The sequence below is a fragment of the Crateriforma spongiae genome (assembly GCF_012290005.1).
Lineage (GTDB): Bacteria > Planctomycetota > Planctomycetia > Pirellulales > Pirellulaceae > Crateriforma > Crateriforma spongiae.
Map to the genome: position 1 here is coordinate 319,282 of NZ_JAAXMS010000001.1, position 20,100 is coordinate 339,381.

The 20,100-nt window shown below is 58.5% G+C and carries 16 protein-coding genes; 6 read left to right on the top strand and 10 right to left on the bottom strand.

All coding sequences use genetic code 11. The annotated features are described in order from the left end of the window. Positions 1 to 59: 59 nt before the first annotated feature. Positions 60 to 1,445 carry a sulfatase-like hydrolase/transferase gene (locus HFP54_RS01210; RefSeq protein WP_235951174.1) on the bottom strand — a complete coding sequence of 462 codons (1,386 nt, stop codon included), beginning with the start codon at positions 1,443 to 1,445 and terminating at the stop codon, positions 60 to 62. A 498-nt stretch (positions 1,446 to 1,943) separates the two neighbouring features. Here HFP54_RS01210 and HFP54_RS01215 point away from each other — a divergent pair, with 498 nt between their 5' ends. The 3 genes from HFP54_RS01215 (at position 1,944) to HFP54_RS01225 (ending at position 6,302) form a co-directional block, all read left to right on the top strand. Continuing rightward, on the top strand, positions 1,944 to 4,844 hold the full coding sequence (locus tag HFP54_RS01215) for a serine/threonine protein kinase (RefSeq protein ID WP_168563771.1): 2,901 nt from the start codon (positions 1,944 to 1,946) through the stop codon (positions 4,842 to 4,844). A gap of 214 nt (positions 4,845 to 5,058) precedes the next feature. After that, positions 5,059 to 5,475: a hypothetical protein gene (locus HFP54_RS01220; RefSeq protein ID WP_146411786.1), complete on the top strand. Its 417-nt coding sequence runs from the start codon at positions 5,059 to 5,061 to the stop codon at positions 5,473 to 5,475. A 179-nt stretch (positions 5,476 to 5,654) separates the two neighbouring features. Continuing rightward, on the top strand, positions 5,655 to 6,302 hold the full coding sequence (locus tag HFP54_RS01225; protein WP_168563772.1) for a 3-keto-disaccharide hydrolase: 648 nt from the start codon (positions 5,655 to 5,657) through the stop codon (positions 6,300 to 6,302). Positions 6,303 to 6,408: 106 nt separating this feature from the next. On the opposite strand, the gene HFP54_RS01230 is transcribed toward HFP54_RS01225, so the two are convergent. From HFP54_RS01230 to HFP54_RS01240, 3 genes are all read right to left on the bottom strand, one after another. Next, a complete protein-coding gene (locus HFP54_RS01230) occupies positions 6,409 to 7,908 on the bottom strand; it encodes a polysaccharide biosynthesis protein (protein ID WP_168563773.1) in 1,500 nt (499 codons plus the stop codon). Between the two features lie 24 nt (positions 7,909 to 7,932). Further along, complete coding sequence (gene hemQ / locus HFP54_RS01235; protein ID WP_146411792.1) at positions 7,933 to 8,784, bottom strand: hydrogen peroxide-dependent heme synthase; 852 nt, start codon at positions 8,782 to 8,784, stop codon at positions 7,933 to 7,935. Between the two features lie 236 nt (positions 8,785 to 9,020). Further along, the gene (locus HFP54_RS01240; RefSeq protein ID WP_168563774.1) at positions 9,021 to 9,632 is read right to left on the bottom strand and encodes a hypothetical protein; all 612 of its coding nucleotides are present in this window, start codon (positions 9,630 to 9,632) and stop codon (positions 9,021 to 9,023) included. Between the two features lie 308 nt (positions 9,633 to 9,940). On the opposite strand from HFP54_RS01240, the gene HFP54_RS01245 reads away from it, so the two are divergent. Continuing rightward, complete coding sequence (locus tag HFP54_RS01245) at positions 9,941 to 10,954, top strand: DUF1571 domain-containing protein (RefSeq protein ID WP_197136158.1); 1,014 nt, start codon at positions 9,941 to 9,943, stop codon at positions 10,952 to 10,954. Between the two features lie 66 nt (positions 10,955 to 11,020). Here the strand turns inward: HFP54_RS01245 and HFP54_RS01250 are convergent, their stop codons facing one another. The 3 genes from HFP54_RS01250 to HFP54_RS01260 form a co-directional block, all read right to left on the bottom strand. After that, positions 11,021 to 11,632 carry a flavin reductase family protein gene (locus tag HFP54_RS01250; protein ID WP_168563775.1) on the bottom strand — a complete coding sequence of 204 codons (612 nt, stop codon included), beginning with the start codon at positions 11,630 to 11,632 and terminating at the stop codon, positions 11,021 to 11,023. Positions 11,633 to 11,817: 185 nt separating this feature from the next. Further along, positions 11,818 to 12,612: an inositol monophosphatase family protein gene (locus tag HFP54_RS01255; RefSeq protein ID WP_146411799.1), complete on the bottom strand. Its 795-nt coding sequence runs from the start codon at positions 12,610 to 12,612 to the stop codon at positions 11,818 to 11,820. A gap of 12 nt (positions 12,613 to 12,624) precedes the next feature. Then, positions 12,625 to 13,743 carry a serine/threonine-protein kinase gene (locus HFP54_RS01260; protein ID WP_145301721.1) on the bottom strand — a complete coding sequence of 373 codons (1,119 nt, stop codon included), beginning with the start codon at positions 13,741 to 13,743 and terminating at the stop codon, positions 12,625 to 12,627. A gap of 244 nt (positions 13,744 to 13,987) precedes the next feature. On the opposite strand from HFP54_RS01260, the gene HFP54_RS01265 reads away from it, so the two are divergent. Further along, complete coding sequence (locus HFP54_RS01265; protein WP_168563776.1) at positions 13,988 to 15,658, top strand: DUF1559 domain-containing protein; 1,671 nt, start codon at positions 13,988 to 13,990, stop codon at positions 15,656 to 15,658. A gap of 44 nt (positions 15,659 to 15,702) precedes the next feature. Here HFP54_RS01265 and xerD read toward each other — a convergent pair whose 3' ends face one another. Further along, entirely contained in the window at positions 15,703 to 16,656 is a 954-nt protein-coding gene (gene xerD / locus HFP54_RS01270) for a site-specific tyrosine recombinase XerD (RefSeq protein WP_146411803.1), read from the bottom strand. A 145-nt stretch (positions 16,657 to 16,801) separates the two neighbouring features. Here xerD and galE point away from each other — a divergent pair, with 145 nt between their 5' ends. After that, on the top strand, positions 16,802 to 17,785 hold the full coding sequence (galE, locus tag HFP54_RS01275; protein ID WP_206035949.1) for a UDP-glucose 4-epimerase GalE: 984 nt from the start codon (positions 16,802 to 16,804) through the stop codon (positions 17,783 to 17,785). Between the two features lie 61 nt (positions 17,786 to 17,846). On the opposite strand, the gene HFP54_RS01280 is transcribed toward galE, so the two are convergent. After that, on the bottom strand, positions 17,847 to 19,475 hold the full coding sequence (locus HFP54_RS01280; protein WP_168563778.1) for a PH domain-containing protein: 1,629 nt from the start codon (positions 19,473 to 19,475) through the stop codon (positions 17,847 to 17,849). Then, entirely contained in the window at positions 19,459 to 19,953 is a 495-nt protein-coding gene (locus HFP54_RS01285; protein ID WP_168563779.1) for a PH domain-containing protein, read from the bottom strand. The genes HFP54_RS01280 and HFP54_RS01285 overlap by 17 nt, the downstream gene beginning before the upstream one ends. Positions 19,954 to 20,100: the final 147 nt, after the last annotated feature.

Here is a 20,100-nt window from a genome sequence, read left to right on the forward strand (position 1 = left end):
AGACACGCCGGAACCGGATCGTGCATCCGGTATCGGGGGAATGTGTCTTTGGCGATCGTTTATTGCCAAGGGACGCGGCCACCGTTCTGGATGTGACGCTGCAGCCGCAATTGCATGTCCCGGAACTTCCCGGATTGACGATCCGACAGGTCAACCTGTTCCAGCGGGTCGTCGGACAAATCAAACAGTTCAAAACGGCTGGTGGGCAAGTTGTGCACCAGTTTCGTCTGGCCGACCAAGACGGCTTCGCAGGTCAGGCCACCATAAGCTTTGCCGCCTTCGCGGCGGACAAAGTAAATCTCTCGTGGATCCTCCCAATCGGTTGCCGGGTTCCGAATCATTGGGACCAATGACCGTCCGTCCAACCCATCCGGGATCTCGGCACCGACCAGGTCCAAGACGGTGGGCATCAAATCCGCGGTGCAAGTCGCCGCCTTGGTCACACTGCCGATGGTGGTTTCGGCGATCGCACCACATCCCGGCGGAATGTACAGCGAACCGGGGATCCTGAGACCGCCTTCGTACATGGAGCCTTTACCGTCACGTAGGTTGCCGTTGTTCGCACCAACATTGACCTGACCGCCGTTGTCGCTGGTGAAGACAACGATGGTGTTTTGATCTTGGCCGGTGTCGGCAAGCCGTTTCAAAACACGACCGATGCCTTCGTCCAAATGCTCGATCAATGCGACCAGTTTGGCGCGTCGCGGTTCGATCGATGCCTCGCGTTGCCACACGCGTTCCAACCAGTCTTGCGGTGGTTGAATGGGAGTGTGTGGCGCGTTGTAGGCCAAATACATAAACCAGGGACGATCGGCGTGTTCGGTTTGTTTCGAAATGAAGGCTTCGGCCCATGAAGTGAAGACGTCGGTGGCGTGACCTTCCGGGTGAACAGGCGTCGCGCCATCACGCATGTAATGTTGGCCGTGACGCAGATGGTTGTAGTAGTCATCCATCATGTCGCCCAAGAATCCATGGAAATGATCAAAGCCGTGTCGATGTGGATGGTCTTCTTCGGTCAATCCCAGATGCCATTTTCCGATTGCTTCGGTGTGGTAACCGGCATCTTGCAGGGCACCCGACAGGGTCGGTTTCGAAGGCGAAAAGTTACCCCAACTGTTTTCCTGATGCGTTCGGATCACACCCGGCACGCCGACGCGATCGGGATAAAAGCCGGTCAGGACGGAAGCACGTGTCGGCGAACAAACCGGACAATTCGCGTAGAAACGCTGAAGCTGCAACGAACGTGCAAAGAGGTCGTCCAGATGCGGTGTCCGCATGTCGGTCGATCCCAGGCATGACAGATCGGCCGCGCCCAGATCGTCGACGATGATCAGCAGAACATTCGGACGGCTGCTGCGCTGCCCCCCAGGGGGGTCGGCGGCCGCCAGCGGGCGTTCAGCCAACATCAAACCGATCGTCATCGTCCAGAACAAGCACAGCCACATGACCCGGCACAGGGTGGTTCGACGGATTCGGGACGGAAAAACCTTGAACGAGCAACACGTCCGGAATGACGACCGCGGGAAATGGTGGGTGGGCAAAAAGGTTGCACACGGTGTCGTCACCGTGACGCGCGTGTTGCGGCGGATGATGGTTTGAAAGCGGCGGGATTGATTCACGGGGGACAGCTCGTGGGCGGGAAACCAGTCGGGATGTGACGTTTGTAACGGTCGCCGGGCTATCGTATTCCAAGACGGTGGCGATTTGTTGACGGTCTTTCGGTACAGGACTACCGTGAACGGATCGACGGTTCGTGTGGACAGGAACGCGGGCACCACGGTGGGCCAGTTACACGATCGCTGGTGCCGAACAACACTTTTTTGAACCGCGGGTTTGCCGACACGGGTGTCCGTTGTCGCTTGTTTTTCTGTGTCGCCGGTTGTTTTCAAACACCGGTCATTTTCATCGCCCCACTGAACTCCCGGTCGGGACCGCCCCCCATCGTGTCCAAAGACGATTCGATCCAGCCGAACGCATCGACGGTCCACCGGCGGGATTCGGCACTTCGTCCGAAGGACGCACCGGTGAATCCGTCGTCCTCGGGGGCGGATGATCTGGTGTCCGAAGAAGCGCAAACGGTGATCCGCGGTTCATCGGTCGGGCGTGCCTCCGGCGTCAGCGCATCGGCCGGCGGTGCGGCTTCCGGTGGTGCCCTGTCCGGCGGTAACATCGACCGATCCCCGGCATCGGTGGCCAAGGTCTTGTCGGGACAAAACCTCAACCATTTCCACCTTCAGGAACTGATCGGTGGCGGTGGCATGGGCGCGGTCTTTCGGGCTCGCGACGAACACCTGGATCGCGTGGTCGCAATCAAGGTGATTCCCTTTGTCGGTGACGACGTCGATCTTGGACGCCGGTTTCGCAACGAGGCGCAAAGCGCGGCCAAGTTGGACCATCCGAACATCGCCCGGGTCTTTGATGTCGGCCAGGTCGATCATTGGAATTACATCGTTTTCGAATTCGTCCAAGGGACCAATATTCGCGATCGGGTGATTCGCGATGGCCCCTTCAGTATCGACGACGCCGTGTTTGCAACGTGCCAATTGGCCGGGGCGATCGGGCACGCAGCCGAACGCGGCATCGTGCACCGCGACATCAAACCATCCAATGTCGTCATCAACGCGGATGAACAGATCAAGCTTGTCGACATGGGCTTGGCCCGTAGCGAGAACGTCGAACTAAGCGAAGACATGACTGCCAGCGGCGTCACCCTGGGGACGTTTGACTACATTTCGCCAGAACAGGCACTTGACCCGCGCGACGCGGATGTCCGCAGCGATATCTATTCGCTCGGCTGCACGCTGTACTTCATGATCACGGGGCAACCGCCCTACCCCGGCGGCACGATGCTGCAGAAGTTGCTAAGCCATGGCAACGCTCCGCCACCGGACCCACGGTCGCTGCGGCAAGATGTAAGCGACGACTTGGTGTTGGTCTTGCAGAAAATGTTGGCCAAGTCACCGGGCGATCGTTACCAAAACGTCACCGATTTGATCGCCGATTTGCAGGAGGTCGCCGCGCGCGAAGGCTTGAAGCGTTCTCTGTCCATTGCCCGCCCGCTTCCCAGCAGCGAAGGACTTTGGACACCCGCGATTCGACAGTTTCTGCCCTGGGCCGTCGCGGTCGTGGTTTTGTTGGCGGTCGCTTTGTGGTTGCAAATTGATTCGCGACTGCGCGACAACGAACTGCAGATTCAAATGCCGGATCGCATCGGCATGGTGACCGGATCGGACGCGATTCCCTCGGCCAGACGTTCGCCGATGGGCGATGAACCAGAGCCAGCATCTGGCGACACCCGCACGGCGTCGCCATCAGACGCGCGAAATCCAGAAACTCCCGTCGATCCGCCTGGTCCGCCCGCGACCAACGGTTTCGAAGTGATCGATGATCCGTCGGGAAGTGCCGACGGCGCCGCTGTCACCGGACGCGTGGCCGATGCACCGGGGGCTGCTGTTTCGGATTCCGTCGCGATGCCCAGTGCGGTCGGTGATGCGAATACGTCGCCGTCGGAAACGGCCGCAGGTGTTGATGTCCCCAGCGTAGCGACTACGAAACCGCCGGCCGATCGATCGCCGCCATCGTTGGGAACCGCCTTGCCCGACGGCAAGCTGGCCTTGCCGATGGAAATCGCCCCGCCATTGATCGCAAGGGTCATCGACCAGTTGGACAATCCCTATCCCGGATTGAATCTTCGCGATGTGACCATCGAAGGTGTGGCTTTTGTCAATTCTCTGTCAGACGCGTTTGATCTAGCTAGGGTGCATCGACTGGATCGAATCGAGTTGGCTGCGAAGGTGATTCGCACCGGACCGATCCGAGTCCCCGTTGATTCGATGCAGATCGTGTCCGTCGTGGATCGCACGTTGTTGTGGGTCCAGGCGGACGAAGACCTATCGATGCAGCGGTCTCAATTGATTGACGTCGGCGACCGACGCACCGAGTGGGATGGGATCGATTTCTTTTGGGACGTCGGTGCCACCGAAGCGGATGGGGGGACGTTGTTTTCAATCGGTGCCAACCGCATGTTTCGAATGACCGACTGCACGGTCACGGTTCGCAATTCATCGCGTCACGATCACGTCTATGCGATGGAGGTCAATGCGGATTCAGAGGAATCGTTTGCGGACGTGCCGGAATCGGATGAGACGGTCACCGGTGAGAGTCCCGCGTTGCCGTTGGTCGCCATTGAGATGGAGAATGTGGCGATACGCGGTGAGATGACGTTGTTGCACTTGAGCGATGCTGCGGAATTACAATTGAAGTGGAACAATGGATTCTTGGCCGTGTCCCAGCGTTTCATGGATTGCGTCGGGGCCGCCGAACCGCCGTCGGCCACCACGCCGGCGATGCAGGTGGAAATCAGCCGGCTGACCGCATCGATCCCCGAAGGCTTTTACCGGGCGCGGATGGGATTTGTCGAATCGTATCCGGTGACGCTAAAACGCCAGGCTGATCGCTGCGTTTTTCTGCAGCGTACGGGGGTTCCGCATTTCGAAATTCGCGGGATCGACCCGTCCGCGTCCATCAAGTCACTGATCCAGACTCGAGGCCAAGCCAACGCGTACGTGTATCCACAGGCGACGGCTTTGGAAGATCCGTTGGTTTCGATCGGCGAGATCAACCAGCCGCCCAGGCAGATTCGATTGGACACGATGATCGCAGAAGAACCCGAGGATTGGTCGGGCGAAAGGGATCCGCTGTGGTCGGTTCGTTGGTCGGTGTTCCCCCTGCCGACCCGCCCGCCGAGCGAGTTGTTGAGCGAGGATTTTCGCCAGGACGGATCGATCCTGAGCGGTTTTGATCAACAAACTTTGCCGCCTCTGCCGCCGATCGCCTGGGACTGAGGTGTTTTTTCCTACGCCTGCGGTCGACGACCGACGAGCTTTCGAGTTTGCAGCCCTCCTGATTCAGAATTTCTGAAGTTTGCATCGAAGATCGGTCGACGACTGAGGGGCAAGATTTGACTTTTGCCAACCTTTAAGGGTTAATAGTGCGGTCCTTCCGAGATCTCGATCGATGATGATCTCAGCCTTGCTACACACCGTCGGAGATTTGTTGATGCATCGTTCTGTTTCGTGGCTTGCCGGCATTGCCGCCGTGGCTTGCGTTTTCACCTTTGCCGCGCCCGCCTCGGCCACCAGCGATTTCGCTCGGGCTTGGAAAGAAGCCTACTTGGCCGGTGACGACGTCGACGCCGATTTCGTGAAGACGGCGCGAAAGGCCGGTTGCTACGTCTGCCATATCAAGGGCCATCCGAAGAAAAAGGAAGTCCGCAACGAATACGGCAAAGCGATCCATGAATTCTTGAAGAAAGAGGATTTCCCCAAGGACTACCTGAAGGAAAAGCCGGAAGAAGCCAAGAAGAAGATGGTCGAAGGCTTCAAAAAGGCTGGTGAGAAGAAATCCAGCGACGGCGAAAAATTTGCGGACAAGATCAAGGCCGGCAAATTGCCCGCGACCGACGCCGAGCTGTAAGATCGCCATCGCCGGACCACCGGTCATTGTTTGAATCAACGAAACGCTTGTTCCATGACGGAACAAGCGTTTTTTTTATGTAGACTGTGGCGAATCCGAGCGTCGGTCGATCCGTTTTTTCCGCGGCATCGACCCTTCGTTTCCTGCCCCCCTTCACCGCCCGCCTTTAGGTGCCCCCCATGTCGAAAGTCTGTTTGGCCGGTCTGGTCATTGCATCGTGCGTTGTCGCCGCTGTCCCCGCACCGGCGGATTCACCGTCCGGTGCCGAAGAAGGTTTCGTTGCCCTTTTCGACGGCCAGTCGCTGGATGGTTGGAAGGTGTCGGAGGAGAATCCGGATTCTTGGAAGGTGCAAGACGGCAAGTTGGTTTGCGAAGGCCCCAGGGCCCACTTGTTTTACGTCGGCGAATTGGCGCCCTTCAAAGACTTTCATTTCAAGGCGGAGGTCATGACCACGCCCGGAAGCAATTCCGGTATCTACTTTCACACCAAGTACCAGCCGAGCGGTTGGCCAAAGTATGGCTACGAATGCCAAGTCAACATCACGCACAAGGATCCCAAGAAGACCAGTTCGCTGTACAGCGTCAAAAACGTCGATGATCCAGGCCTGAAAGACAACGAATGGTACACGCAAGAAATCATCGTTCGCGGAAAAGAGATCACTTTGAAAGTGAACGGAAAAGTCATGGTTCAGTACACCGAACCCAGTGACCAGGAAGCTTTCAGCGATAGCTTTGAACGTCGTTTGGGCGAAGGCACTTTTGCCCTGCAAGCTCACGATCCCGACAGCAAAGCCTATTTTCGAAACCTGCGGGTCAAAAAGCTTTAAGCGGCCTGTTGTTTGTGATCGTCGCCTGACAATTCACCAAAGCAGCACAGGGAAACGTAAATCCTGCGACGCAGAACGCGACGATGATCGGCGTCGATTCGGCAAATCAATCGCCTGTCACCGTCGATGTGACGCTCGCGGCGGCGGATGCATCGTCGCTGTGCCATTGGCGGCGCAAGTGGCCAAACGCCCATGTCGACAGCGGCAGTAGAAAGATCGCTTGAAGGAAAGCAAAAGCGACCGCGGCGCCGGTTGCACCATGCGACATCACCGCCGCGACGATCACCGCGCCGCAAACCAGACTGCCGACCACACTGAATCCCAAGTACGGCGACCGACCGTGGGCGTGCAGATACAACCACTGGAATTCTTTGATCAACGCCGCGACCAGGCCGATCGCCAGGAAGAGGGTCGGTGCCGGACCTAAGAATCGGTCGGCGATGTGAAAGGCACCGGCGTTCATCAGCACGATCACCGCGACGACCGCCAGAACCAACCCGGTCATTACAACGACGGCGATCCTGCCGACGCGGAATAGGATTCGGTCGGCTTCGTTCCAATCGCGTTTTTGGATCAGGGTTCCCAGTTGGGGCACACGTGTTCGGACCCAAGACGAACAGGCGTTGCGGATGGAGGACAAAATCGTCCACGTCAGACCCATTTGACCACCAACGACGGGGCCTTGCAGGTTGAAAACCAAGACGTGCATCAGGTCGGACCGCAGGAATGCAAAGACCCCTTTCAAAAACAAGCGAATCTGAAAGGGCATGACTTCCAAACGCCAATCCAGCGAATCGGTTCGCGGCGCGCGCCATAATGTTCCAAACAGCCTGCGGTAGCTGCCGATCAACAAGCCGATTTCGATCAATAGCCGAACGGCCATCACAAACACCGGGACCCATAAATTGGCGCCGGCGGCCATGGTTCCCCAAACCACAAGGTTGCCGACGATTTCTCGCGTCAGGTGCATCCGGTAAACCGGTCGCACCTGATGACACCCTTCCAATACCGACAGAAAGGGAGTCAAAGCGAACGTCAGGACCGCAAACCCGACCAGCCCCAGCCAAGGGAAAAACCAGTCGATTTGGTCGGACGACTCGGCGTGCGAAAACATCCAAATTCCGACCGCGGCCAAGGTGATCCCTGATACCACCGCCAACGCGGCGAATGCGGCCGCCGCCGTTCGCAACAGGCTGCCCAAGCGTGCCAGCGCGCCGGCGTCACCGGTCAAACCTCCGTCCGTGGTCCACTGCAGTTTGGACCACAAGTGGCTGGTGTTCATCACGATCGCCTGTGGGATCGAGATCTCAAAGTAGGTTTGAAATCCCAGAACCGTGTTGAACATGTAGAAGTAGCCCTGGACCTCCGGCGAAAAGAAACGCGCGATCATCAACACCGTGACCGGGCCGGCCACCAGTTTCCAGTACCGGGCGGACATCGCGAAGAATGTTGCCCGGTCGATTTCCAATCGATTCAATGCCCGCCGCGGCCACGAACGTCGCCGGATCGAATCGGTTTCGATGGCGGACGACCCAATCGGTTCGTCGGTCGCAGCGGATGCCTTTGGCGAAGCGGGATCGGCATCGTTGGAATCGTCTGGCGACATGGATGGTGGCTTGGGGCGACCGGATTAAGGTGTCGTCGGGGCAACCCGGCAATGTCGCATGATGGCGTCGGCGTCCGCTTGATAGCCGACGTAGAAGGGACCGAATTCCGCGTACTTAGCGCTCGCTTCGTCGAAACGCATTTGGTAGACGATGTCTTTCAAGAACTGTGGGTTGCGAGCCCAAAGCGTGACCATCCATTCCCAATCATCCAGCCCGACGCCGACGCTGATCAATTGGCTGACCCGATTGGCAAAGGCGATCCCGCTTTGTGCGTGCTGTGCCATCATGGCATTGCGCCGGCTGAACGGTTCGCTGAACCAATTCGCCCCAGGGACACGGCTCTTGTTCATCGGATAAAAGCACGCCGCCGGCCAATCTGGGATCTCCGGTTTCAAGCGTTGCTGGTTCATCATCGGCAACCGTCGTTCATATGCAGCGACTTTTGCCGCCAGCTCCGGTGCATCAGGTTGTGTTCCTTCGCGGATCAGGCGTTCGCGGTATTGTTCGACGCTTGGGACATATTCGCTGACCTCGCTGATTGAAACAAAGGACCACGCCGGTTTGATGACTTTGCCCAGGCCGCCGGACTGTAGTCCCTGGTGAATCGAATCCACCACCGCGGGATCAGGGTCCATGACCATGACGCCGAAATCGACTTCGTGACCACTGATCCAATAGGACGCCAGGCGTTGGGGAGCTGTTTCGGTGGGCGCGAACGCTTCACGAAACCGCTGGGCCAAATCATCCGACAAGCGGTCGGGTAATGCATCGCGATCGAAGCGATAGAAGAAATGGCCGCAGTGCCATCCGTTTTCAGGCACAACAGAATTTTCGGCCGGGGTGGGGGCTGGTCGTTGGGCTTGCGGGGCGTTCATGGCGAGCGAAAGGGCGGTGTCCGAGGAAGTTGCGTTTTCCCAGCATCCTAGATCATTTTTTTCCTCGGCGAACCGCCCCGATCTTCAGCGGCTTTGATTTACCGTTTCCCGCCAGCGTGATTCACGCAGACGACGTTGTCGATCCGCGGCAGGATCGCCAAGTTGAATGCTTTAGCGGTCAATGCACTGGGTTCAGAGCATTGGGGGCAAATTACCGGCGAAACATTCGTGGGGCACTAGCGAAGCGTCCACTGGCTGTATCCGTCGCGGTAGCCGTACTGGCGAGACCAATGCCGCGATCCGCGGGCACCGAAATAGCCATACGAATAGGGTGTCTTCCAGGTCGGTCGGGTGGCAGCCGACGGGACGCTGGGGCCAGGTTGCTGGTTCATCGCATCCCACTTGCGATTCACCGATGCGGACCAAGGTCCAGATGTCGCGTGATCCCAAACCCGTTTCACGTGGTGGGTGGCCGACGACACTTGCGGTGGTGGCGGGGTTCCCGGCATGGGCTGGGTGGGGCCAGCAGCGGCAGGCGACGAATGCGGATCGGTCACGGGGCTTGCCGACCGGCTGGCCGGTGAACGCAGGATCCGATGTGGGGGCGGCGTCGGCTGCCAAGTATCGGCGTGTTGCCAGGCGGATGGCCGTGACGCACCTTGCTGCGTTGCCGATTGAAAATCCCGATGGGCTATATCTGGGGAATCGGCCAAATCCTGTGCGGTGGCTTGCGTGGCGGCTGTCAGAAGGATCGCGATCGCCACCGCACCTATCCAGACCAGCGAACACGGCTCGGCGACCTTGGATCGCGGCGGCAAGAATGTGTTGCGGGTGTCCAACGAAGTCATGTGGGATCCGTGGGCATTTCAAGCGGTCGATGGGCTGACTTTGCCGATTACGCAAAGGCTACGGTGGTGTTTTATCGGCTGTCATCGACGAATCGGGTGAATCAAACCGCTCGGAAAGCCCGTGGGTTTGGTGGTGAACGCGACAGCGGGGTGAATTCATCCGGCAGATCTATCGAAAACGTCCGGATTCCTCTGGTCACCCGGGGACCCCAATCGCTATGAAATCTTGACCGAAGGTCTCGACGATACGAGATCCGGTAACGAACGCGAGGATTGAGCGGTTTGCACTTCGTGAATCGGATGCTCCGGTGCCCAGCAATGTGGTCAACAAGCTGGGGGCCTGGGTTCGATTTCTACTGCAAAGCGACCGGCCCGATGGCAACGGAAACGGTGATGCCAGGGCCAATCGGAAACGCCAACAATTCTTCACCCGCAAGGATGCTGGGATGCAATACCAACGACGTCAATTCTTGACCGCCATGGGCACCGTGGCAGCCGGCGGTTCCGCACTGCCCGCGATTGCTGCTGAAAACAACGGTTTGGTTGAACCGGTGCACCGTGTCGCCAACTCCTCGGCCGGCGTCCTTCACGCGGCAAAGCCGTTGGATCGTGCCCTGCAAATGGCTCGTGAAGCCCTGGATTCCTGTCGGGCAAACATCAACGATTACACCGCCATCTTGGTCAAACGAGAAAACGTCGGCGGAACGATCGGCGAACAGGAATTCATGTACACCAAGATTCGCAATCGCAAGGTTGCCAGCGGACGTGTGGTCCAGCCGCTAAGTGTGTACATCCAGTTCTTGAAGCCGACGACGGTCAAAGGCCGCGAAGTCATCTATGTCGAAGGCCAGAACAACGGCAATCTTGTCGCACACGAGGGTGGGTTCAAAGGCAAGTTCTTACCGACGGTCACGATTCCGCCGGATGGCATGTTGGCCATGAGAGGCCAGCGTTATCCGATGACGGAAGTCGGCATCGAAAACCTGATCGTCAAGCTGATCGAACGTGGCGAGACCGCACGAAAGTACCCCGATGTGACGTGCGAATTTCGTCGCAACGCTCGGGTGAAAGATCGCGTGTGTACCGTGTTGCAAGTCACGCAACCGACACGACGCCCGGAGCTGATTTTCTATCAAGCCCAGATCTTCATCGACGACCAGCTGAAGGTGCCGATTCGATACGTCGCCTATGACTGGCCACGACGTGCCGGCGACCCGCTGCAGGTGATCGAAGAATACACCTACTTGAACCTGAAAACGAATATCGGTCTGACGGACGCCGATTTTGATCCGCGGAACCAGGCGTACAACTTTTACTCCTGATTCGCGAATAGGTGTCCGGCTCGGTCGGTTCGTCCGACCGGTCCACGGCCCTACGCCCGACCGCGTCTAGTCTTGCGACGGCCGCGCCAGATCGAACAGGTCATTGGTGCGGCAGTACAACGGTCCGCCCATGCGTCCGACCGTTTTCAGATCCCGCAGCTTCAAGCGACCATCGGCGACCAGGCCATCTGCCACGTGCAAGTGACGGATGTGCCCGATGACCAGGTTCGCACCGCCCGGTCCGGTGCCCAATTGAATCGCTTGCATCAGTTCGCATTCAAACGTGGCGATGGCATCGGAAACGCGTGGGACATCAATCGTCACGCAGTCCGCCTTTTCAATCTTCGCAACGTCGTATTCGTCGACTTCGTGATCAAACGCACCCGCGGTCATGTTCATTGCGTCGACGACCGCTTCGTTGACGATGCTGACGGCGAACTGGCCGGTTTCGGTCAAATTTCGCAGGGTGTCTTTGGGCGAACCGTCGTCGTTGTTCGCGGGACAGAACATCAGGCACGGCGGTTTGGCGCCCACACCGTTGAAGAAACTGAACGGAGCCAAGTTCACGTGGCCGGCGGACGAACGGGTGGAAACCCAGGCGATCGGACGCGGTGTGATCAGCCCGACCATCCAGTGGTACATCGCTCGGGCGGATAGTTCGCTGGCGGAAAAGTTCATGGATGACGCTTCGGTGAAAGAGGCATGCGACGAAGGATGTTGACAGAGGTGATCGTCGTGGCCAATCGATGGTTAGTCCCGACGATCGTGGGACGTGGCGGTGTTGATCGCCCCAGACCGTCCGGTCTTTCACACCTGGGTTGGTCGCCGATGAGGTGTCGGCCGAGAGCGACCACGCGACGCGGTCACGACAGCAGTGGCAGCAAGCTCTGGTGCAACGACGTGTTTGCTGCGACAACAAACTTTGGATTCCAGTCGTCAAATTCGTCGCCGTTGTACGCCGTCAGCACGGCGCCGGATTCGCGTGCGATCACGGTTCCCGCGGCGCTGTCCCAGGCGGCGACACCGGTGGCCCAGTAGGCGTCCAAGCGACCGTCGGCGACGTAGCACATGTTCAAGGCGCATGAGCCCAGACGGCGTAGCGACCGGCATTGTTCCAGCACGCGAACGAACCGGCCGACTTCCGGATCGTCGGATTGAACGCCGGCCTTGAAGCTGCACGCGATCAGGCTGTTGCCGATTTGCCGACAGTCGCTGGAATTCATGGTGCGACCGTTGGCTTGGGCACCCTGACCGTCGATGGCGGTGAACAATTCATCGCGTGTGGGATCCAGGATGACGCCCAACCGCATTTTCCCCCGTGCGTACAGGGCGATCGAAACCGCAAAGCTTTGCAGACGGTGGACGTAATTCACGGTGCCGTCCAGCGGGTCGACCACCCAGCAAGGCGGCGCATCGGGATCGCCGCGGCGGACGGATTCAGGCGGGTCGTTTTCGCCTTCCTCTTCACCGACGAAGGCGTAGTCGGGGAAAGCGGCCTGCAGCCGCTGTCGTATCGCGTGTTGCGATGCCAAATCGGCGTCGGTCACCAAGTCCTTGGGCGACTTTTCTGACACGACGCGATCATCGCGGCGTGCCATCAATTCCTTCGCCCCTGCCCTGGCGGCATCAACGGCGACGTCCAGATGTTGTTGATCCATGCTTTCGGTGCACTAGTCGGTTTCCAGTTCGCGCAGCTCTTCCAGCCAGACACGAATGTCATTGTCGTACTCTGTCGACATGTTGCTGATAATTAGCTGGCGATGGAAGGCCGCGGCCCCCTGATCGACGTGCTCGGCCGCTTCGGCGCTGGGAAAGCGTTTGTTGGGGTCGTAGGCGATCAAACCCTTCAAAAAGCTCATCAGAAGGTCGTTCACCACAACTTCCTTGGGCAAAATCTTATGCAGATTCTTGGGAAGTTCACGTTTGGCAACCAACAAATCGCGAAGTTTTGTCGCATCTGCGAAAGGATTTTTTCCGCTCAAAAGTTCGATCAGCACATAGCCGATGCTGGCCAAATCGCTCTTGGGACTGGATCGCTGGTTTTCCAGCACTTCCGGCGCGGCGTACAGCGGCGTGCAGTCGCGCTCGTTGGGCGGGTCGTCATAGAAGAATGCGGACCCCAGATCAATCAACTTGGTGTGACCGCTGCGTTTCAGCATGATGTTGGCGGGCTTGATGTCGCCGTGGACCATGCCTTCGCGGTGCAACGCCGCCAGCGCCGCCAAGCATTCGCGGACGATCGCGACGGCGACCCCCGCTTTGAACCGGGACTGTTCCGGACCGGCGGTCAAGATGACTTCGTTAATGTAACGCCATCGCTTGATCGGCAGACGCGACTGCAGCAGTTCCAAACACTTGGGCGACATCAGTTGTCGCAAGTCATACCCGTCGACCCATTCCATCAGCATGACGCGGATGCGATGGCGTTCGAAAAAGTTTTGGACGTCTAGAAGATTGTCGTTTTGGATCAAAGCGACCTTGGCCGCAATGGAGGCGACCCGAGCCATCGCGTCTTCGTAACTGCGGGTGTCTTTGTACCGTTCGGGGCTGAAGATTTTCATCGCCGCGGGAACGGTGAAACCGTCAGTGCCACGCACTTCGGTCAAATACACCTCGCCCTGCCCCCCTTTGCCCAACATGCGGCGAAGGTGGTAGTGACCGGTCCAACTAAGTTTGTTGCCCCGAGTCAGATCGTCGTAATGCTGAACCAGACGTGAATCCGATTGCTGAACCTTCGATCCGTGGAACGTCAGCGTCGGCGTGGGTTCGAAACGAGTGGTGGAGATCATTCGCGTCGTGGGGGCTGCGGTGCGGTGGTGGATCCAAGCCGACTTCGCGGTGACTTGTCCGTAAGCCACCAAGTCGCTCCGCCATCAGCAGACGGCGACCGCAGCCCCTATGATACGTCACGTCGGCAAAAGTCCGAGACATCTTTGTCGGTTTATGTGGCGGAATTTTCCACATACTGCGACGATTTTTGCCGCCCGTTGGTTCCGCCTTTTCAAACCTTCCGGTTAACCAAGGACGCGTAGAATGAATTTGTCGACCGTGGCGAATTGCCGATTTCTGTCGCCCGCTGTTTACACGGCAGCTTTTCTTTTGATGGCATTGGTCGGGGGCGTCTGTGATGCTCAATCCGATGATGAACGTGCGTCCGGCGGCTCGATTGTTGATTCTGCGTATCTGCCACCGACCTCCATCGCCACCGCTCGGATCCGGCCCCAGCTGTTGTTGGAATCGGAGATCTTTCAGTGGATGCCGATCGAGGTTGCCGAGGCTTGGACGCAAGAAGCATTGGGGCTGGATCTGAGAAGTGTTCAGGACGTGCGATTCGTCTTGAATTTTCCCGCCGGTCGCGGCGCTCCGCCGATGGGATTCGTCATTCGATTGTCCCAGCCGTTTGATCCGGCCGGAATTGATCCGGAACTACTGGCGGTTGAAGACCCGCAAATGGTGGGTCAGCGACAGGTCTACGCCCTAGGGGATCGGCAGATGCCCTTCTTGCTGCATGCGTTGGACCCGCAAACGATTCTGATCGCCAGCCCCACCATGCTGGAGCCGATGATCTTGGCCGAAGACGCGACCGGTGAACTGGCTGACTTGGTCGCCACTGAATCATCGGATCAGCCTGCGGTGGAGATCGGCATCGGAATGTTGATGTTGCGACCGATCGCGATGCAGATGGCACAGCAGGCCGGCGAAGACTTGCCGCCACCGATGCGGCGGTTGACCGAAGTGCCGAACTATCTAGACGCGATCTGGGTGAATGTCTCCGCGAATCAGGCAACCTTTCACACGGAACTGCGTTTGATCGCCAGTGATGACGGGGCCGCGGAAAAGCTGCAGGACATCGTCGACGAGGCGATCGTCAATGCGCGTGACATGTTTGTCCAGCAAATGGACGCCGAAGTCGATGACGATGGGCCGATCGGTCAGGCACAGCGGGCATACGCAAGGCGTCTGGCCGACGGCATGCTGGCGATGATGCAGCCCCAGCGTGAAGGCGACCGATTGTTGTACGAAGCCGAATCGGGCGTGTCCGTTGCGGCCGTCGGTGTGCTGACCGGCTTGCTGCTGCCGGCCGTCCAGGCGGCGCGCAATGCGGCGCGTCGTGTTGCGACGGCAAACAATCTGAAACAGATCGGATTGGCGATGCACAACTATCATTCCGCCTATCGCAAATTGCCCGGGCCGGCCATCGTCGACGAAAACGGCAAGCCGTTGCTCAGTTGGCGTGTCGCCGTCTTGCCGTTCGTGGAACAGCAAGCGTTGTACGAACAATTTCATTTGGACGAACCGTGGGACAGTCCGCACAACATCCAGCTGATCGACCAGATGCCCGATGTGTATCGCGATCCCGAGATCGAAACGGATCCGGGCGAAACGATTTACCACGCGATGGTGGATGACAAAGCGTTGCAAAAGCACGGTGGCCCGAATCGGTTCCGCGACTGTTTGGATGGCCTAAGCAACACGATCATGGCAGTCCAAGTGACCAAGGAAAACGCGGTGCCTTGGACAGCGCCCGTTGATTTTGAAATTGACTGGGATGATCCGCTTGCCGGAATCAAACGAATGGAACCTGGTGGTATTCAAGTGTTGATGGCCGACGGTGCGGTGTTGGTGTTTGACGAATCATTGGGCGCTGAAACGTTCAAGAAGATGATCACCCGCGCCGGCGGGGAAATCATTGACGCACGCTGACCGTTCCCGCTGGCTCAGCGGCGCGGATCGTCAGGCGCGGGTCGTCAGGCGCGGGGGTGGAATTGTCGATGGACTTTCTTCAGACGTGAATGTTCGACATGGGTATAAATCTGTGTCGTCTGAATGCTGGCGTGGCCAAGCAGTTCCTGGACCTGACGCAGGTCCGCGCCACCGGCCAGCATGTGCGTGGCAAAGCTGTGCCGCAGACTGTGTGGGCTGATCTTTGGATCAATCCCGACGCGGCGTGCGTACAGCTTGACCAGACGCCAAAGCTGGATGCGATCGAGCGGTCGGCCTCCGCGTGACAGAAACAACGCTTCGGGCGGATGCGGTGATTTCGCCGCCAGCTTGCCCCGCAGTTGTTCGAGATACAGGTCAATCGCTTGGATCGCACGGGAACCGATGGGGACCATGCGCTGCTTGCCGCCTTTTCCGTGCGCCTTGATTTGGCGTTCTTTCAGCGACATGTCACGAACACGCAGCGAACAGACCTCGCTGGCCCGGCATCCCGTCGCGTACAGGACTTCCAAGATCGCACGATCACGTTGCCAGAAGGTGTCCGTTTTCCGCGGCGACCGCAGGAAATCGTCGACTTCACGCACCGAAAGGACGCCGGGGACCCGCTGCCACATTTTCTGGGTGGACAGCAGTTCGGCCGGGTTTTCGGTGACGCGGCCTTCGAGCTGCAGGTAGCGAAAAAACGTTCGGACGGCGACCACGGTTCGCGCGATGGATGACGGCGCCTGGCCTTTGTCACGCAGGTGTCCCATGAAATCAGAAAGCTGGCCGACCCGTACTTTCCGCAGGTCTTTACCGCCCAACCACTGCAGGAACAGACGGATGTCACGTCCGTAGGCGTCGATCGTATTGGCCGCCAGGTGACATTCGCCCTTCAAATAGTCCAGGAAATCGCCGCATACCGTGTCCTGTGCGGGGGACGCCGGTTTTGCGGCTTCGCCCTGGCGAAGCATCTGCAGCTTGGTTAATCGTCGACTCAATAGCGTTCCCGCGTGGTAATGCGCTGGTGTCCCCTTAGCGAAAGCCGGTGGATGCGGGATGATGGATGGCGATCCAACGCGGCTTCGTCAGGTATCGATCCGCGGCCAGTCCTTTTCTTACTCGAACGAACATCGGGTCGAATCAATGAACGTTTTGGTTGTCGGTGGCGCCGGCTATATCGGTTCGCACGCGGTCCGTCTGCTGCTAGACGCCGGGCACCAAGTGGTGGTTTACGACAATTTGTCACGTGGACACAGTGAAGCGGTCCCCGCGGGCATGTTGGTCGAAGGTGATGTGGCCGATCGTGCCAAGTTGGTCCAGGTGATGAAGGACAAGCAAATCGATGCGGTCATGCATTTCGCCGCGTTTGCGCTGGTCAACGAATCCGTCAACGATCCATCGCTGTATTACCGCAACAACGTGATCGCGGCGTTGGAACTCTTGGAAGCGATGCGCGAAGCCGACGTGAAGAAGATCGTCTTCAGCAGCACGACGGCGACCTACGGTGAACCCGACACGATCCCGATCCCGGAAACGACGCCCCAAAATCCGATCAACCCTTACGGCTTCACCAAGCTGGTGATTGAAAAGGCGCTGGCCGATTACGCCGCCGCCTATGGTTTTGCCTACGCCGCGCTGCGGTATTTCAATGCCGCCGGCGCGCGACCCGACGGAACGATCGGCGAAGATCACGATCCGGAATCGCACATCATTCCGATCGTCTTGCAGGTGGCATTGGGGCAACGTGAATTCATCACGATCTTTGGCGATGACTATCCGACACCCGACGGCACGTGCATCCGTGACTACATTCACGTCGATGATCTTGGCGACGCCCACCTAAAAGCTCTGGAAAAGCTGGAGCCAGGCAAAGGCATTTGTGTCAATCTTGGCACCGGCAAGGGCACCAGTGTCCGTGAGATTGTCGAGGCGTGCCGCGAAGTCACCGGACATCCGATTCCGGAAAAAATGGGCGAACGTCGCGCCGGGGATCCGCCCGAATTGGTCGCCGATGCGTCGATGGCGCGACAAGTCCTGGGATGGGAACCCAAGTACAACGACGCCAAATCGATCGTTGAAACCGCTTGGGCGTGGCACCGCGATCATCCCCGCGGCTACGCCACCTGATGCCAATGCCGTCATGCGGCGCGCAATTTTTTGAACAGCTGGTACCTAGTTTGAAAAACGGTCACCAGCGAAACGGCTGGTTGGCGATACGCTTGGCCAGTCGGCGTCGCAAGCGGGCGGCTGTCAACAACGTCAAGTTTCGGATCACCGGTCCGCCGCCGGTGTTCGATTGGCCTGCCGTGTCGATCGAAAGCGTGGCCAAGCCCAGGCGACGATCCAGCGGCGATTGGCTGATTCGCAGATTCTGGATGTTATCGATCGGCAGGCCCAACGTCACTCGGCTGATCCAGCCGTTGCGGTACATCACGTTATGGTCACCGATTCGGTATCCGGTGTGTCGGTACCACTGGCGATTGCATAGGTAGACCAGAGCGAAGCCTGGTGACAGACCGATGGCCAGAATCAACGACCAAGACGCAATTTGCAGTAAGACGGCGGCATAGATCAGGCAACCCAACCGTGTCCCGCGGCCGATGGCTTTGGGGGACACTTTTTGCCATCCGGGCTGATCGATCGGAAATCTGCCGATGACTTGTCCGGCGATTTCGATTGCTTTGTTCCGCTCGGCGGCAGGGACCAGCAAGCTGCGGTTTTTGTTCTCGTCGACTTCGCGATGGTCGCCTGCATTATCGACACGGATTGACGCCAGTCCGGCCCAGCGACGCAGTGGGCTTTCTTCCAGCTTCAATGATTGAATCCGGCGACGCGAAAGGCTGCTTTCTTGGCGCGTCAGTAGTCCATGAGCCACAACCAACCGGTCACCGGTGCGGCGAATTTCGTACGCATGGTATCGAACGACAAACGCGACGGTCGCCGCGATCATAGACAGGACCGCCAACGTGACGCTCTTGAACATCGTCTCCGACAGCACCAGGTCGATCAGGACGTCAAACGGTCCCAGGCTGGGCAGTTGCGATCGCAATGTTTCGGTGGCCTGTTCCATGGGCGCGACCCATGGCGGGGCCGGCACATGTTCCAGCCAATCCTTCGGTCCGCCCAGCCAATCAAACGGGCCACCCCAGGAAAGCTGGAAGTAGGCAATGGCACCGAGCACACCAAAAATCCCCGCAATCAACTGCGATGTCAGACCGCCAAGGAAAAGTTCTTTAGCGGTCAATGATTCGTCAAAATCCGAGTGGCTCGCGATTGCTTGGTGGTCAGTGGTTGTGGTGGACTGGATCTCCGGTGCAACTGACTGTCCGGAAAGGATGCGGTGGCGGATTTGATCGGCTTGCTTGGACGTGATGACGTTCAGCGAGGCTTCTTCGTCATCACTGCCGGCGGTCTTCAGCGTCAATTGAGTCAAACCCAGGGGCTTGCCGAACAGACTTTGCTCTTGTTTGGCTTCCTGGACTCGGTCCCACGGAATGCGTCGTTCGCGTCGTGCCAGCCAGCCGGTGTGGATCACCAAGGCGTCTTGGCGGATTTGATACGTCAGCGTGAGGTACCGGATCGCGAAGTACAGAACAACGGGCGCGACGAAAAACAAAGCATAGAATGCGATCGCAACGGGCGGCGTCATGACCAAACATCCGACCGCCAGCGGAACCAGCGAACGTCGAAGGTTTTCCAACACGGGCAACCAAAGTGTTGCGGTGTGCAACCGTAGGGATCCATCGGCTTGAGCCTTTGTCGCCATGACCGGCGGTGGATCATTCGTGCCGGAAACGGCGTCAGGTGTCGTCGTCACTGGACCATTCCAGTTGAAGGGGCCGTGCCAATTGATGGGGCCGTTCCGTTTGATGACGAATCCGTTTCAAAAGTTCATCTCGCAACTGGATCGCATCGGCATGTTCTAAACCGGGCAGACGGTGACTGGCGTGGCGTGTTCCCGCGGTGTGCAATTCCAGGGTGGCCAAGCCGGCCCGGCGTTCAAGCGGACCGCGGTGGATATCAACATGTTGCAATCGCGAAATTGGAATGGACACCGATTGTCGCCAGATCACACCGTGTCCCAATTCAAACACGTCGTCGGTCCAGCGATACGACCATGATCGTTGGATCAGTGCCAAGCCTGGGCCAAGGCCAACAGCCAGTGTCGCCATCACGACGATTGATCCTGCAGCGATCACCCCCCGGGCCAGCACTGAATCCTGTGACCAAGCCAGCAAGGCGGCGACGAGCGCAAGGACGACGATCACCGGTCCACCGAATAGGCCGAACGTCATTCGCCAGACCGACAGCACCCTTGGGGCAATGGTGTGTTGCCGGACGCGATGGTCATCGGACGTGATCGTTTCGGGGGCTAGCGTATTGATTTCAGCTGACCTTGCCGGTCGGTGGTGTTGATTGACGAAGTTGCGGGCAAGCGTGTT